Source organism: Klebsiella sp. GG_Kp146 (assembly GCF_040061975.1).
Classification (GTDB): domain Bacteria; phylum Pseudomonadota; class Gammaproteobacteria; order Enterobacterales; family Enterobacteriaceae; genus Klebsiella; species Klebsiella quasipneumoniae.
Map to the genome: position 1 here is coordinate 179,140 of NZ_JBEAHA010000002.1, position 13,794 is coordinate 192,933.

Here is a 13,794-nt window from a genome sequence, read left to right on the forward strand (position 1 = left end):
TGGCTTAACCTCTTTTACGTCGATAAGCAGGCGCGCTTTGCGGCTTAGGTGCGCTCTCCGCCAGCGACATAGTGACGCTGGCGAACTCTTTCATCACCCGGCGGTAGACGTCGCGTTTGAACGACACCACCTGACGCACCGGGTACCAGTAACTCACCCAGCGCCAGCCATCAAATTCAGGTGTGCTGCTGGTTTGCATATTGATGTCCGCGTCGTTACCGATCAACTGCAAAAGAAACCACTTTTGTTTCTGGCCGATACAAACCGGCTTTGTGTCCCAACGCACCAAACGTTTAGGCAACTTGTAACGCAGCCAGTTACGGGTTGAGGCAAGGATCCGCACATCTTTACGGCTTAACCCGACCTCTTCAAACAATTCCCGATACATCGCCTGCTCTGCGGATTCTCCTGGATTTATGCCCCCTTGCGGGAACTGCCACGAGTGCTGACCATAGCGTCGGGCCCACATGACCTGGCCCTGACGATTACAGATTACAATACCGACATTTGGGCGGTAGCCATCGTCATCAATCACCGGACTACCTCAAGATAAGCTTCAATGTGAATGATTGTTTCACACTCGTCGGAAACGGTAAACCACTCTGTTCGCACACTGAGAACGGATAACATTTGAATAACTCACAGTAATTGCCAGAGTTATAAACAGCGAAAGCGCCCGACGTCCGATTTTATTCACTTTTTCTGTGGATAGAGTTGTGAAGAAGTACGGAATTAACCCGGGAAAACCCGGAGTAATCTGAACGTCGCACTGCTAGCACCTTATAATAATGATAGCATATTCATTAAGTTAGAATATATTCCTTTCACTTATTACAGCATAACGTGACGATCATCACACATGCGATCCGCCGACTGATGAAAGATCGAGCAATGTCGATTTTATCCACAGATTACGCGCAGGTCGCGGGCATATTTTCTCTAAAAATTCGATTTTCGTCGCACGTCAAGGCTGTAAATCGAACCAGTAGTGGGGCTTTTCCCCAGTTATCCCACTTTTCTGTGGATAACATGGTGTAAGATCCTGTTTATTGTCAGTGACCAGTTCTGGAAAACCTGTTTTCATGGTTTTCACCTGCCGCGTAATGACCTTAAAAAATCATATAAATCATGGGATTGGTATAGTTACTCAGAAAACGATAGACTCTATCCACAACGCGCAAAATTAGCGCTCATTTTTTAACCAAAGGTGTCGCCCTATGCCCGCTATCGCTCCGCTCTCCTCTCCGCCGCAAAGTCAAGAACAGCTGTTGGCCCAGGCCCGCCAGCTGGCCGGCTATACGCTGGGTGAGCTGGCGGCGCTGGCCGGGATCCCCATTCCCCGCGATCTGAAACGTGATAAAGGCTGGACGGGCATCCTGCTGGAGCTGTGGCTGGGGGCCAGCGCGGGCAGTAAACCCGAGCAGGATTTCGCCGCGCTGGGGGTGGAGCTCAAAACGATCCCTATCGACAGCCGGGGCCGTCCGCTGGAGACGACTTTTGTCTGCGTCGCCCCGTTAACTGGCAATAGCGGCGTCACCTGGGAGAGCAGCCATGTGCGGCATAAGCTGCAGCGAGTCCTGTGGATCCCTGTGGAGGGAGAGCGCGCCATTCCTCTGGCGGCGCGGCGCGTCGGCGCACCGCTGCTGTGGAGTCCGGACGAAGAAGAGGAGCGCCAGCTGCGCATGGACTGGGAAGAGCTGATGGATCTTATTGTCCTCGGTGAGGTGGAGCGCATTACCGCCCGCCACGGCGAGGTGCTACAGCTAAGACCGAAAGCGGCCAACAGCAAGGCGTTGACCGAAGCCATCGGCGCCCACGGGGAAACGATCCTCACGCTGCCGCGCGGCTTCTACCTGAAAAAGAATTTTACCGCCGCCCTGCTCGCCCGCCATTTTTTGTTACAACACGATTAATTTTTTGTTCTGCGTTGGGGCTTGCATATAATTGCTGCTTTCTATTTTGCAGGACTTTGAACAATGTTATTTGCATGGATAACCGATCCTAACGCCTGGCTGGCGCTGGGCACCTTGACGCTGCTGGAGATCGTGCTCGGGATCGATAATATTATTTTTCTCTCTCTGGTTGTGGCCAAGCTCCCCACCGCCCAGCGCGCCCACGCGCGACGGATCGGTTTAATGGGGGCGATGGTCATGCGCCTGGCGCTGCTGGCCTCTATCGCCTGGGTCGTTAAGCTGACCAACCCGCTCTTTACCGTCCTCGGTCAGGAGATTTCGTTTCGCGATCTGATCTTGCTGTTTGGCGGACTGTTCCTTATCTGGAAAGCCAGTAAAGAGATCCATGAATCTATCGAAGGCGAAGAGGAGGGGCTGAAAACTAACGTTCACTCCTTCCTCGGCGCCATCGTGCAGATCATGCTGCTGGACATCATCTTTAGCCTCGACTCGGTGATCACCGCCGTCGGCCTGTCGGATCATCTGTTTATTATGATGGCGGCGGTTGTGATTGCAGTGGGGGTCATGATGTTCGCCGCGCGACCTATCGGCGATTTTGTTGACCGTCATCCGTCGGTAAAAATGCTGGCGCTGTCGTTTCTGATCCTCGTCGGCTTTACCCTGATGCTGGAAAGTTTCGACGTCCATGTGCCGAAGGGATACATCTACTTCGCGATGTTCTTCTCTATTGCGGTGGAGAGCCTTAACCTGCTGCGCAATAAGAAAAACCCGCTGTAAACCACAAAATTGCAGCCTGGTCACAGGCTGCAACCCTTTTTCAGACTTTACTGCTTTTTATGTCTCACAAATCAGGCTATTAATAGACAGGTATGGGGTGCAGCTACTCAAGAGGTGATGACGATGAAAAAATGGGCAGTATTGATTTCCGCCGTAGGACTGGCGTTCTCGGTTTCCGGTTGCAGCAGCGATTACGTCATGGCGACCAAAGATGGGCGAATGATCCTGACCGACGGTAAACCCACCGTGGATGACGATACCGGTCTTATCAGCTACGAAGATCAGCAGGGTAATAAAATGCAGATCAATCGTGACGACGTTTCACAAATCATTAAGCGTTAATTTTTCCCCGTCGGCCCCAGCCTCTGTTGACGCTGCGCTTACCGACAACCAGTCTTCTGAGAAGAGTCGGGACACACCAGGACACCGCGGGTTTCACCCACCGCTCCTCCTCGTCACCCGGCTTTTTTGATTTTTTTACTTCCTCTTTTTCTCACCCTCTGCCATGTTGATACTCCTTTGTCGGGGAATGCCTGACCTTATAAATAAAAAGGAAGCTGGCTATGCAGTATCACCGTATCCCACACAGTTCACTTGAAATCAGCACCCTCGGGCTGGGAACCATGACCTTTGGCGAGCAGAACAGCGAGGCCGATGCCCATCAGCAGCTCGACTATGCGGTCGCCAACGGCATCAATCTGATCGATGTCGCTGAAATGTACCCTGTCCCGCCGCGCCCGGAAACTCAGGGGCTGACCGAAACCTACGTCGGTAACTGGCTGGCGAAACGCGGCAATCGCGAAAAGCTGGTGCTCGCCTCGAAGGTCAGCGGGCCCGCGCGTAATAACGACAGCAGTATTCGACCAAACCACGTCCTGGACCGGAAAAATATCCGCGAGGCGCTGCACGCCAGTCTAAAGCGTCTGCAGACCGATTATCTCGACCTGTATCAGGTACACTGGCCGCAGCGCCCCACCAACTGCTTTGGCAAGCTGGGCTACACCTGGGCCGACGCCGCCCCCGCGGTGACCCTGCTGGATACCCTCGAGGCGCTGACCGAGTTCCAGCGCGCCGGCAAGATCCGCTACATCGGCGTGTCGAACGAAACCGCCTTCGGCGTGATGCGTTATCTGCACCTGGCGGATAAGCACGACCTGCCGCGGATCGTGACCATTCAGAACCCCTACAGCCTGCTGAACCGCAGCTTTGAAGTCGGCCTGGCGGAAGTGAGCCAGTTCGAAGGCGTGGAGCTGCTGGCCTACTCCTGCCTGGCCTTCGGCACCCTGACCGGGAAGTACCTCAACGGCGCGAAGCCGGCGGGGGCGCGCAATACGCTGTTCAGCCGCTTTACGCGCTACAGCAGCGAGCAGTCGCAGAAAGCGGTGGCGGCGTACGTGGATATCGCCAAACGCCACGGCCTCGATCCGGCGCAAATGGCGCTGGCCTTTGTGCGTCGGCAGCCGTTTGTCGCCAGCACCCTGCTGGGGGCGACGACCATGGCGCAGCTGCAGGCCAACGTAGAAAGTTTACAGCTTGAGCTGAGCGAAGAGGTATTAGCGGAGATTGAAGCGGTGCATCAGGTTTATACCTACCCGGCACCGTAGCATGACCTGTCGACGCCGGCTTCTGGCGTCGCGTTGTTGCCCGGTGGCGGCTACGCCTTACCGGGCCTTCGCTACCCAGGTCGGGTAGCCACCTCAGCAGCCGCGGTAGCCCGGGTCAGGCGTAAGCCGCAACCCGGGTTTTCCCTCTGCCCGCGCGCCTGGCAGGGGTTACGATTTCGAGTCAACCGCGACGAGAAGTTATTTACGCCGCCCCCAGACCCACAGCGCGGCGATGGCCACGGCAAACACCGCGCCAAAACCTATCCCCACGGCGACCGGCGGAACGCCGACGCTCACCGCCAGGGAATAGAGCCCCAACATCAGCAGCATCGCCACGTTTTCGCCCAGGTTCTGTACCGCAATCGCGTTACCCGCCCCGACCGAGTGTTTCCCGCGCTCCTGCAGCAGCGCATTCAGCGGCACGATAAAGAAGCCGCCGAACACCCCGAGCAGCAGTAGCAGTCCGAACGCCGGCAGCAGCGACTGCTGCACCGCAAACGCCATTACCGCAATACCGATCAAGATCCCAGCCGGCATACAGCGCGACACCGTCTCCAGAGTCACCAGCTTCGCCGCCGCCCCGGCCCCCAGCACAATCCCCACCGCCACCATCGCATTAAGATAGGTGGGCATGGCGTTGCTGGTAATGCCCAGCGCTACCGGCACCCAGATCACCAGCAGGAAGCGCAGGGTCACGCCAGCGCCCCAGAACAGGCTGGTGCCCATCAGCGAAAAGCGGGTTTCGCCGTTGCGCCACAGCGTGCGGCAGGCGCTGAAGAAGCTGTGCGTCATCGGCTTAAAACTCCATGACTGCCCCGGACGCGCCGCCGGCAGCCTGGGTATCCACAGGTTAGCCACCACCGCCCCGCCGTAGACCAGCGCGCAGACGATCAGCGCCGCCAGCACGTGCCAGTCGGCGAGGATCCCGCCGGCCATGGAGCCCAGCAGGATCGCCGCGATGGTCGAGGACTCCATCAGTCCGTTAGCCTTCACTAACTTATCGCCGGTGGTCAGTTCGCCGAGAATGCCATACTTGGCCGGCGAATAGGCGGCGGCGCCAATCCCCACCAGCGTATAGCCGATAAATGGATTGACACCGAAGCAGATGCAGCCGGCGCCGAGCAGCTTCAGGCCGTTGGCCACCATCATCACCCGGCCTTTGGCAAAGCTGTCGGCGAACTGGCCGACAAAGGGGGCAAACAGGATGTAAGCGCCCACAAACAACATCTGCAGGACCGGCTGGCTCCACTCCGGATAATAAAGCTGCTTCATCAGCGCCAGGGTGGCGAAGAGAAGCGCATTGTCGCCGAAGGCCGACAGGAACTGGGCGCAGATCACCGCCATCATCCCTTTCGAATACAGCGAAGGGTTAGTATGCACTGACTCACTCATGGGTTGTCTCCGCCTCGTCGACCATGTTTTTCAGGGTGACATAGTCTGGCTTGCCGCTGCCGAGCACCGGCAGCTGTTTCAGCCAGCGTATATCGCGCGGCACCGCCAGCTCCGGTACGCCGTGCTGACGAGCGTAGCGCAGCAGGGCTTCGCGAGTCAGTTCATTATCGGTGGTAAACAGCACCAGCGCCTCGCCTTTGCTGGCGTCCTGTTTAATCGCCGTGGCGTGCATTTTGTCCGGCGAAGCGCCGAGGGCCACCTGCTCCACCATCTCAAGAGAGATCATTTCGCCAGCGATTTTGGCGAAGCGCTTCGCGCGGCCCTGGATGCGGACATAGCCCTGCTCGTCGAAGGTGACGATATCGCCGGTGTCATACCAACCCGCTTCCTTTTCGCCGTGCTGATTTTCCGCCGTCGGCGCTTCCAGCACCCCGGGATTTTCCACCCGCAGGTAGCCTTTCATAATGTTCGGCCCTTTCAGCTGCAGCCGCCCCCCTTGCTCAATGCCAGGCATCGCCAGCAGGCGGGCGTCCATCCCCGGCAGAATACGCCCCACGGTGCCGACCTTCGCCGCCATGGGCACGTTGATCGAGACCACCGGGGCGCACTCGGTCACGCCATAGCCTTCGAGAATGCGCAGGCCGAATTTATCCTGCCACAGCTGTTTGGTGCTCTCCTGCAGCTTCTCCGCCCCGGCGACCACATAGCGCAGACGATAGAAATCATAGGGGTTAGCGAAGCGGGCATAGTTGGCGAGGAAGGTCGAGGTGCCGAACAGCACTGTGCAGTTGCGATCGTAGACCAGCTCCGGCACCACGCGATAGTGCAGCGGGCTGGGATAGAGAAACACCTCCGCGCCGGTAAGCAGCGGCGTCAGCAGACCGACGGTGAGGCCAAAGGAGTGGAACAGCGGCAGCGCCGACATAAAGCGGTCATTAGCGGTAAAGTCGGCAATGGTTTTGATCTGCTCGACGTTGGCCAGCAGACTTTTATGGCTGTGCACCACCCCTTTCGGATTGCCCTCCGAGCCGGAGGTGAAGAGGATCATCGCCGCGTCTTCCGGCTGCTGCTTAACCTGCGCCAGACGCGGCGCCAGCAGATGGCCGAAAATCCACAGTTTGTCCGCAGGGGTGATATCGCCTTTGAGATCTTCCAGGAACACCCAGCGCACCTGAGTCAGTTGCTCCGGCAGGTGCCAGAGCTTGCCTTTATCGAGAAAGGTGCGCGAGGTAAAAATGGTGTTGAGTTCCGCGGCGGCGATGGCGCTGCTGAGCCCTTTCACCCCGGCGGTATAGTTCATCATCGCCGGAATGCGCCCGCGGGCGATCGCGCCGAAAATCACCGCCGCGCTGATGCCGGCGTTGGGCAGCATCAGGCCGATCTTCTCGCCCCGCTGGCTGTATTTTTCCAGAATGCGGGCGACAAACAGGGTTTTGGTCAGCAGCTTGCGATAGGTATCCGGCTGGAAATTGATATCCTCCACGCAGGGTTTGCGCGCGCCGAAGCGGTCCTGCGCCGCCAGCAGCGACTCATACAGGGTTTCCCGCGGACGCACCGCCATCCGGGCTTCCATCATGATCTGATGCAGCATTTCTCCGGCGATTTTGCGCCGGTCGCGGGCGCGCGGCGCCTCAGGCATCGGCAGATGGGTGGGCGGCAGCAGATGCAGCTGAATACGCGGGAACAGGCGACGTTTCACCAGCCCCTTCAGCCGGCTGAAGGGCGTCAATTCAGCGCCTTCAATGCGCAGCGGCACGATGGTCGCCTGCGATTTGGCGGCGACAAAGGCGGCGCCGTCATAAATTTTCATCAGCGAGCCGCTGACCGAAATTCGCCCTTCCGGGAAGATGACCACCGGCCGCCCCTGTTCAATCAGGCGCACCAGATGTTTGATCGACATCGGTTTGGTCGGGTCCAGCGGCACAAAATCGATAATCGGCGTCAGCGCGCGCATAAACCAGCGCTGGCTGATTGAGGTATAGACGGCAAAAACCGGTCGGACCGGCAAAAAGAGCGCCAGCAGAATGCCGTCGAGGAACGAGACGTGGTTCGGGGTAATTAAGACTTTTTGCTGGTGCAAAGCCTGCGTGTCGCCGGTCAGTCTGACCCGGTATAACCCCTTGAACAGCAGTCTGAAAAATCCCAATAGCATAACAACTCCATGTGACCGGTGATGAGTCAAAGCAGGTTACACGAGAAGGCGTGGGAAAGCAGTGCAGCGGGGGGATTTTCAGAATAAAAAAAACCTGCGCATCCGCGCAGGCTGGTGTAAGACGTCCAGTACGAAGAGCGTACCTGAGAAACTCACCTATCAATACCTCTGGGATCTCGATTGTCGCGTTTTTCGCCCGGTTCGGGCCAGCGGGAAAACGCAAGGGAGTGAGCCTAAGTGCAACCAGTTATTACGATTTTCGCTATCTGTAACAACGCCGGCGACGGGCAAAAAAAACCTGCGCATCTGCGCAGGCTGGTGTAAGTAAAGTGGTCAACATGACGTTGACTCCACCTATCAATACCTCTGGGATAGCCAGAATATCAACCTGCTCGGCGGACAAACCAGCGAACATTCGCAACAGCGCATCGCAAAGTGTAAGCAAAGGTTTGTATTTCCCCGAGCCGGTTTCAATTACTGATAGCGTCAATGTAAACAGGTCACCGATAAGCCCGCGCTGAATCACATTTGCGCCATTCCTTCGCCGCCGCGCCTTGAATCTGCCGCTCTTTCCCGTAACATAGCAGTATGTAAACGCTTACCCTATAAAAGGCATGGTATGGCGACAATTAAGGATGTAGCCCGACTCGCAGGAGTCTCCGTCGCTACCGTCTCCCGCGTCATCAACAACTCTCCCAAAGCCAGCGAAGCCTCGCGTCAGTCCGTGGGCGCGGCGATGGAAACCCTCAACTATCACCCCAACGCGAACGCCCGGGCGCTGGCCCAGCAGTCCACGGAAACCGTCGGCCTGGTGGTGGGCGATGTCTCCGACCCCTTCTTCGGCGCGATGGTCAAAGCCGTCGAACAGGTGGCCTATCGCACCGGCAACTTTTTGCTGATTGGCAATGGCTACCACAACGTGCAGAAGGAGCGCCAGGCGATAGAGCAGCTGATCCGTCACCGCTGCGCGGCGCTGGTGGTGCATGCCAAAATGATCCCCGATGAGGAACTCGCCGGGCTGATGAAGCAGATCCCCGGCATGGTGCTGATCAACCGCATCCTGCCCGGATATGAAACGCGCTGCGTGGCGCTGGACGATCGCTACGGCGCCTGGCTGGCGACCCGCCATCTGATCCAGCAGGGGCACACGCGTATCGGCTACCTGTGCTCAAACCACGATATCTCTGATGCGGAAGATCGCCTGCAGGGGTACTACGCGGCGCTGGAGGAGAGCGGCCTGCCGTGCAACGACCGGCTGGTCACGTTCGCCGAGCCGGATGAAAGCGGCGGCGAACAGGCGATGACCGAACTGCTTGGCCGCGGCCGCCACTTTAGCGCCGTCGCCTGCTATAACGACTCGATGGCCGCCGGCGCGATGGGGGTGCTGAACGACAACGGCATCGACGTCCCGCGGGAAATTTCGCTGATCGGCTTCGACGATGTCCTGATTTCGCGCTATGTTCGCCCGCGGCTGACCACCGTCCGCTACCCGATCGTCACGATGGCGACCCAGGCGGCCGAGCTGGCCTTAGCCCTGGCGGAGCAGCGCCCGGCGCCGGAGATCACCCACCTGTTCAGCCCGACGCTGGTACGCCGTCATTCGGTGGTGGCCCCGCAGGAAGGCGATAAGTCGTAGCGATAGAGATGCACGGCGGTGGCCGGGTAATCCAGCCCCTCGCCGATGTAGCGCCAGCCGAAGCGTTCATAAAAATCGCGGCAGGCGGAGTAGAGATAAAGCTCCCGATAGCCCGCGCGGCGGGCATAATCGATCACATGCCGCTGCAGCTGTCCGGCCAGCCCCTGACCGCGAGCGGCGGGCGCGACGTACAGCGCCGCCAGCCAGGGAAACAGATCCTGGCGGCTGATCAAATCGCAGCGCCAGAGGCCAATCGTTCCCAGCAGCTGCTCCCCTTCCACGGCAATAAAGGTCAGCGGCAGCGCCTCCGCCGTCTGGCTATGCTGCACAATGCTGGCGAAAAACTCCCGCGGCAGCGCCTCGCCGCCAAAGGCCTGCCACAGCCGGTCGGTCACCTCCCGGGCGAACTGCGGTGCGGCGTACAGCGGCAGGATCGTCATACCAGCTTCCCCTGAAAAATCGGCACCGAGTCGAACAGATAGCCGTCAAAGTCCGGGGCGTCTTCATCGGACAGCTCCAGCAGACTGTTTTTAACGTTTTCCAGATGCTGCCACATCGCCTGCCAGGCGCCCATCACATCGCGACGCCGCAGCGCGGCAAGCAGGGTCTGCCGGTCGCCGAGCCACTTCAGCCGCCAGGCGCGGCTGGCAATATGCACATTGAACTGCTGCCACAGCGGGCTGCTGTCCATCTGCAGCCAGATCCGCTCCACCGTCGCTAACAGCATCTGGTTCTGCGTCGCCCCGGCCAGTACCAGATGGAACAGACGAGCGTTATCCTGGGCGGTGTCGTTGAGGGCGATTGCCCGCTGCTCTTGCTCGATAATCCGCTTCAGATTATCGATATCGGCGCGGGTGGCCATTTTCGCGGCAAAGGCGGCGATATTGCTCTCCAGCAGCTGGCGCGCCTGGAGAATTTCAAACGGACCAACGTCGCTGCTGAGCAGTTGCTCTTCTTCGCTGTCGTTTTCGTGCGGGATACGCATGACGTACACCCCGGATCCCTGACGGATATCCACCGTCCCCTGCAGCTCCAGTATCAGCAGCGCTTCGCGCACGATGGTCCGGCTGACGCCATAAGTTTCGGCAATATGGCGTTCCGGCGGCAAACGCGACCCGACCGGGTAGCGCCCCTGTGCGATCTGGGCGCGCAGGTCATCACCAATCTCCTGATAGGGCTTCTTTTCCGGCGGAATTATCGCTTTTTCCACAAAATCACCTGTGCGTTACATGCCTGCGAGTCAAACACGGCGCTATCTTAGCAAATATTGCCCCCGGCTAGCGGTATTCATCATCGATATCCAGCACCAGTTCACGCCGTTCGCCGAGCTGACGAAACCAGTGGGCCGAGGCTTTGGGTCGCCGGGCGCGATGGTTTTGCAGGTCGATTTCGATAAGCCCGTAGCGGTTTTTAAAGGCGTTCATCGGCGACACGTTGTCGGTAAACGCCCACAGCATATAGCCCTGGCAGTTGGCCCCTGCCTCGCGGGCGCGCAGGGTGTGCCACAGATGTTCGCTGATAAAACGAATGCGATAGCTGTCGTCAATGGCGCCTTCGCGGTTACGGAACTGGCCTTCGTTTTCCACCCCCATCCCGCTCTCCGCCACGAACCAGGGAATGTTGCGATAGTCATTTTTTATCCGCATCGCCATATCAAAGATGATTTGCGGGTAGATTTCCCAGCCGCGGGAGGCGTTCATCCGCCGGCCGGGCAGCTCAAACGGCTCATAATACCAGGCCGGATGGAACGGGGTATGCGGATGCCAGGCCCGCGACGGGGCTTTGACCCGGTGCGGATAGTAAAGGTTAATCCCCAGCTCATCGACGGTGTGCTCACGGATAATCGCCAGATCCTCCGCGCTGGTCTCCCACGTCACCTGATGCTGCTCAAGCAGCGCGAGAAGCCCCGGCGGCCAGACCCCGTGCACCAGCGGGTCGAGAAACATACGGTTGTAGAACAGATCGTAGATCTCCGCCGCGCGCAGGTCATGCGGGGCGCGGGAGCGCGGGTAGGTCACCTCCGGGTTGAGGATGCAGCCGACGGTCCCGGGATAGCCTAGCTCGCGAAATCGCTTCACGACGCAAGCGGTCGCCAGCACCTTATGGTAGTTCCACTGCATCCAGGTGCTGGTGTTCTGCTCATAGGGCCAGCGCAGGGCATCAAGATAGACCCGGGTCTGCACCACGATTGGCTCATTAAAGGTAAACCAGCGGGTCACCTTCGGGTGGTAGCGGGCAAAAACCTGCTCCGCGTAGCGCACAAACAGCTCGACCACCGTTTTCGACCCCCAGCCGCCATACTTTTCCAGCAGATAGCCCGGTAATTCGTAATGCTCAAGGCAGATCATCGGCGTGATGCCGTTGGCCAGCAGCGCATCGAACAGCTGGTCGTAATAGGCCGCATACTCCTCATCCACCGTGACGTTTTCATAGTCGGTCAGAAAGCGCGACCAGTTGATCGAAGTGCGGTAGTGGGTCAGCCCGGCCAGCTTCATCAGCTGCACATCTTCCTGAAAGCGGTTGATAAAATCGGTAGCCACCGCCGGGCCATAGCCGTTATGCCAGACGTGACGGTCGTTTTTGTACCAGAGATCGGGCCAGGAGTCCTGCCCCGGTTTTTTCCCGCTCCAGCCCTCGGTCTGCCAGGCGGAAGCCGCCGCGCCAAGGATAAAATCATCGGGAATAGTCATCCGTACGGTAGTCATAGGCTCCTCAGACAGGGTTGGCGGTCTGTTGATTGTCTGCCTGACGCTGCGCGGCATCGGCACGGCGGGAGGCGATTTTGACGAAAGGCAGATAGATAAGCACCGCGGCCACGATGCAGATCAGCTGGGTGACCACCGCCCCCATCGAGCCGGCGGTGGAGAGCCAGGCGTTGATCAGCGGCGGCGTGGTCCAGGGCACCATCACCACCGCCTTGCCGGCGAAGCCGGTCAGGGTGGCGAAATAGCCGATGCTGCCGGTCACCAGCGGGGTGATGATAAACGGGATGGCGAGGATCGGGTTGAGCATGATCGGCATCCCGAAGATCACCGGCTCGTTAATATTGAACAGCCCCGGGCCTATCGACAGCTTGGCGATCTCTTTCATCTCTTTGCGCCTGGTGGCGATCATCACCGCAATCAGCAGGCCGATGGTCAGCCCCGAGCCGCCGATGCTCATGTAAACATCCCAGAAGGGCATGGTGATGATGTTCGGTACCTCTTTCCCCTGCTCAAAGGCGCTCATATTGACGGTGATCGCCCCCAGCAGCAGCGGCTCGCGGATCGGCTTGATCATCTGGTTGCCGTGAATACCGATCACCCAGAACAGCTGGGCGACGAACATCAGCAGCAGGATCCCCGGCAGGCTCTGCACCACCCGCTCCAGCGGCTGCTGCACCACCTGGTAGACCGCATCGTAGAGATACATTCCCGTCAGCTGGTGGAAGAGAAAACCAAAGGTGGCGATCGCGGTGGTGGTGATGATCGCCGGGATCAGCGCGGAAAAAGAGGCGGAAACGTTCGGCGGCACGGTATCCGGCATCTTGATCTTCAGTCCCTTGCGCCCCTCCAGCCAGCAGTAAATCTCGACCGACAGAATGGCGATGAACATCCCGAGGAACAGGCTGCGGGTGTCGGAGAACTGACGCAGCAGGACATCTTTCACCACGTGCATCTGGCCATCGACCATCATCTCCACCGTGGTCGGCGTGACGCAGATAAAACAGATCACCGCCAACAGGCCGGGAAACAGGCTTTTGATGCCGTTGATCCGCCCCAGCTCAATGCCGATCAGAAACACGGCGCCGATATTGAGGAAGTTGAGCGTGGCGTAGTTCAGCGCGCTGGTGATCGGCTTCAGCGCGGCGAGAAAGGAGAGCGAGGAAAAGCTGGCGAGCCCATTCTTTGGATCCAGCACCATATTGGAGATCAGTACCGAAAAGGCCCCGACGATGATCACCGGCATCAGGGTAATAAACGCCGATTTGATCGCCATAATGTAGCGATAGCTGTTGAATGTCGTCGCGAAACGCCCCAGCGCGTCGATCAGTTTGTCCTGTAATGCCATAAAAGAATACCTCAGAGTAAAGGGCTTATTGCGGCCAGGTGGACAGCCAGAGACTTTTGGCATACCAAAACATAGTTGCCAGGTAAAAATTGTTCTGTGACAGGGCTCGCAACCCGCTGCGTGGTATCCCAAATATCGATATTAAAATCTATTGGCATACCAGATAGCGCCGGTTGGTCAGTTCCTGCTAAAAGCGTGATCGCGATGGTTTTTCCGCCCCGCCCCGTCGATATGTCCCTTTTCGGTCTGTGATAAACTGCGCCTTACCAC

General features: G+C 58.4%; 13 protein-coding genes and 1 pseudogene. 6 read left to right on the forward strand and 8 right to left on the reverse strand.

The window, feature by feature from the left end; all coding sequences use genetic code 11:
* Positions 1–4 precede the first annotated feature (4 nt).
* On the reverse strand, positions 5–535 hold the full coding sequence (gene rppH, locus ABLU95_RS03155) for an RNA pyrophosphohydrolase (protein ID WP_004205443.1): 531 nt from the start codon (positions 533–535) through the stop codon (positions 5–7).
* Positions 536–988: 453 nt separating this feature from the next.
* On the opposite strand from rppH, the pseudogene ABLU95_RS03160 reads away from it, so the two are divergent.
* The 5 genes and pseudogenes from ABLU95_RS03160 to ABLU95_RS03180 all read left to right on the forward strand — a co-directional run.
* Positions 989–1,129, forward strand: a pseudogene (locus ABLU95_RS03160) (hypothetical protein); the annotation flags it as partial.
* Positions 1,130–1,217: 88 nt separating this feature from the next.
* Positions 1,218–1,913, forward strand: coding sequence for a DNA mismatch repair endonuclease MutH (gene mutH, locus ABLU95_RS03165; protein ID WP_072421843.1), 696 nt, complete (start codon positions 1,218–1,220; stop codon positions 1,911–1,913).
* Positions 1,914–1,976: 63 nt separating this feature from the next.
* Positions 1,977–2,690, forward strand: a complete 714-nt coding sequence (locus tag ABLU95_RS03170) for a TerC family protein (protein ID WP_023290903.1) — start codon at positions 1,977–1,979, stop codon at positions 2,688–2,690.
* A gap of 123 nt (positions 2,691–2,813) precedes the next feature.
* Complete coding sequence (locus ABLU95_RS03175) at positions 2,814–3,032, forward strand: YgdI/YgdR family lipoprotein (RefSeq protein WP_002915974.1); 219 nt, start codon at positions 2,814–2,816, stop codon at positions 3,030–3,032.
* 221 nt (positions 3,033–3,253) lie between these two features.
* A complete protein-coding gene (locus tag ABLU95_RS03180) occupies positions 3,254–4,294 on the forward strand; it encodes an NADP(H)-dependent aldo-keto reductase (protein WP_008806332.1) in 1,041 nt (346 codons plus the stop codon).
* A gap of 198 nt (positions 4,295–4,492) precedes the next feature.
* Here ABLU95_RS03180 and lplT read toward each other — a convergent pair whose 3' ends face one another.
* The 3 genes from lplT to ABLU95_RS03195 form a co-directional block, all read right to left on the reverse strand.
* A complete protein-coding gene (gene lplT / locus ABLU95_RS03185; protein ID WP_087775405.1) occupies positions 4,493–5,686 on the reverse strand; it encodes a lysophospholipid transporter LplT in 1,194 nt (397 codons plus the stop codon).
* Positions 5,679–7,838, reverse strand: a complete 2,160-nt coding sequence (gene aas, locus ABLU95_RS03190) for a bifunctional acyl-ACP--phospholipid O-acyltransferase/long-chain-fatty-acid--ACP ligase (protein ID WP_032453978.1) — start codon at positions 7,836–7,838, stop codon at positions 5,679–5,681. Before aas ends, lplT begins: the two co-directional genes overlap by 8 nt.
* Before the next feature lie 262 nt (positions 7,839–8,100).
* Positions 8,101–8,364, reverse strand: coding sequence for a hypothetical protein (locus ABLU95_RS03195; RefSeq protein WP_195806779.1), 264 nt, complete (start codon positions 8,362–8,364; stop codon positions 8,101–8,103).
* 93 nt (positions 8,365–8,457) lie between these two features.
* Here ABLU95_RS03195 and galR point away from each other — a divergent pair, with 93 nt between their 5' ends.
* A complete protein-coding gene (galR, locus tag ABLU95_RS03200; RefSeq protein ID WP_002915981.1) occupies positions 8,458–9,474 on the forward strand; it encodes an HTH-type transcriptional regulator GalR in 1,017 nt (338 codons plus the stop codon).
* Here the strand turns inward: galR and ABLU95_RS03205 are convergent.
* The 4 genes from ABLU95_RS03205 to ABLU95_RS03220 form a co-directional block, all read right to left on the reverse strand.
* Positions 9,435–9,914: a GNAT family N-acetyltransferase gene (locus ABLU95_RS03205; protein ID WP_060592051.1), complete on the reverse strand. Its 480-nt coding sequence runs from the start codon at positions 9,912–9,914 to the stop codon at positions 9,435–9,437. The two genes, galR and ABLU95_RS03205, sit on opposite strands and share 40 nt — an antisense overlap.
* A complete protein-coding gene (locus ABLU95_RS03210) occupies positions 9,911–10,684 on the reverse strand; it encodes a GntR family transcriptional regulator (protein ID WP_117112488.1) in 774 nt (257 codons plus the stop codon). Before ABLU95_RS03210 ends, ABLU95_RS03205 begins: the two co-directional genes overlap by 4 nt.
* 67 nt (positions 10,685–10,751) lie before the next feature.
* Complete coding sequence (locus ABLU95_RS03215; protein ID WP_277475240.1) at positions 10,752–12,179, reverse strand: glycoside hydrolase family 1 protein; 1,428 nt, start codon at positions 12,177–12,179, stop codon at positions 10,752–10,754.
* A 7-nt stretch (positions 12,180–12,186) separates the two neighbouring features.
* Positions 12,187–13,524, reverse strand: coding sequence for a PTS transporter subunit EIIC (locus tag ABLU95_RS03220; RefSeq protein WP_023290908.1), 1,338 nt, complete (start codon positions 13,522–13,524; stop codon positions 12,187–12,189).
* Between the last annotated feature and the right edge of the window lie 270 nt (positions 13,525–13,794).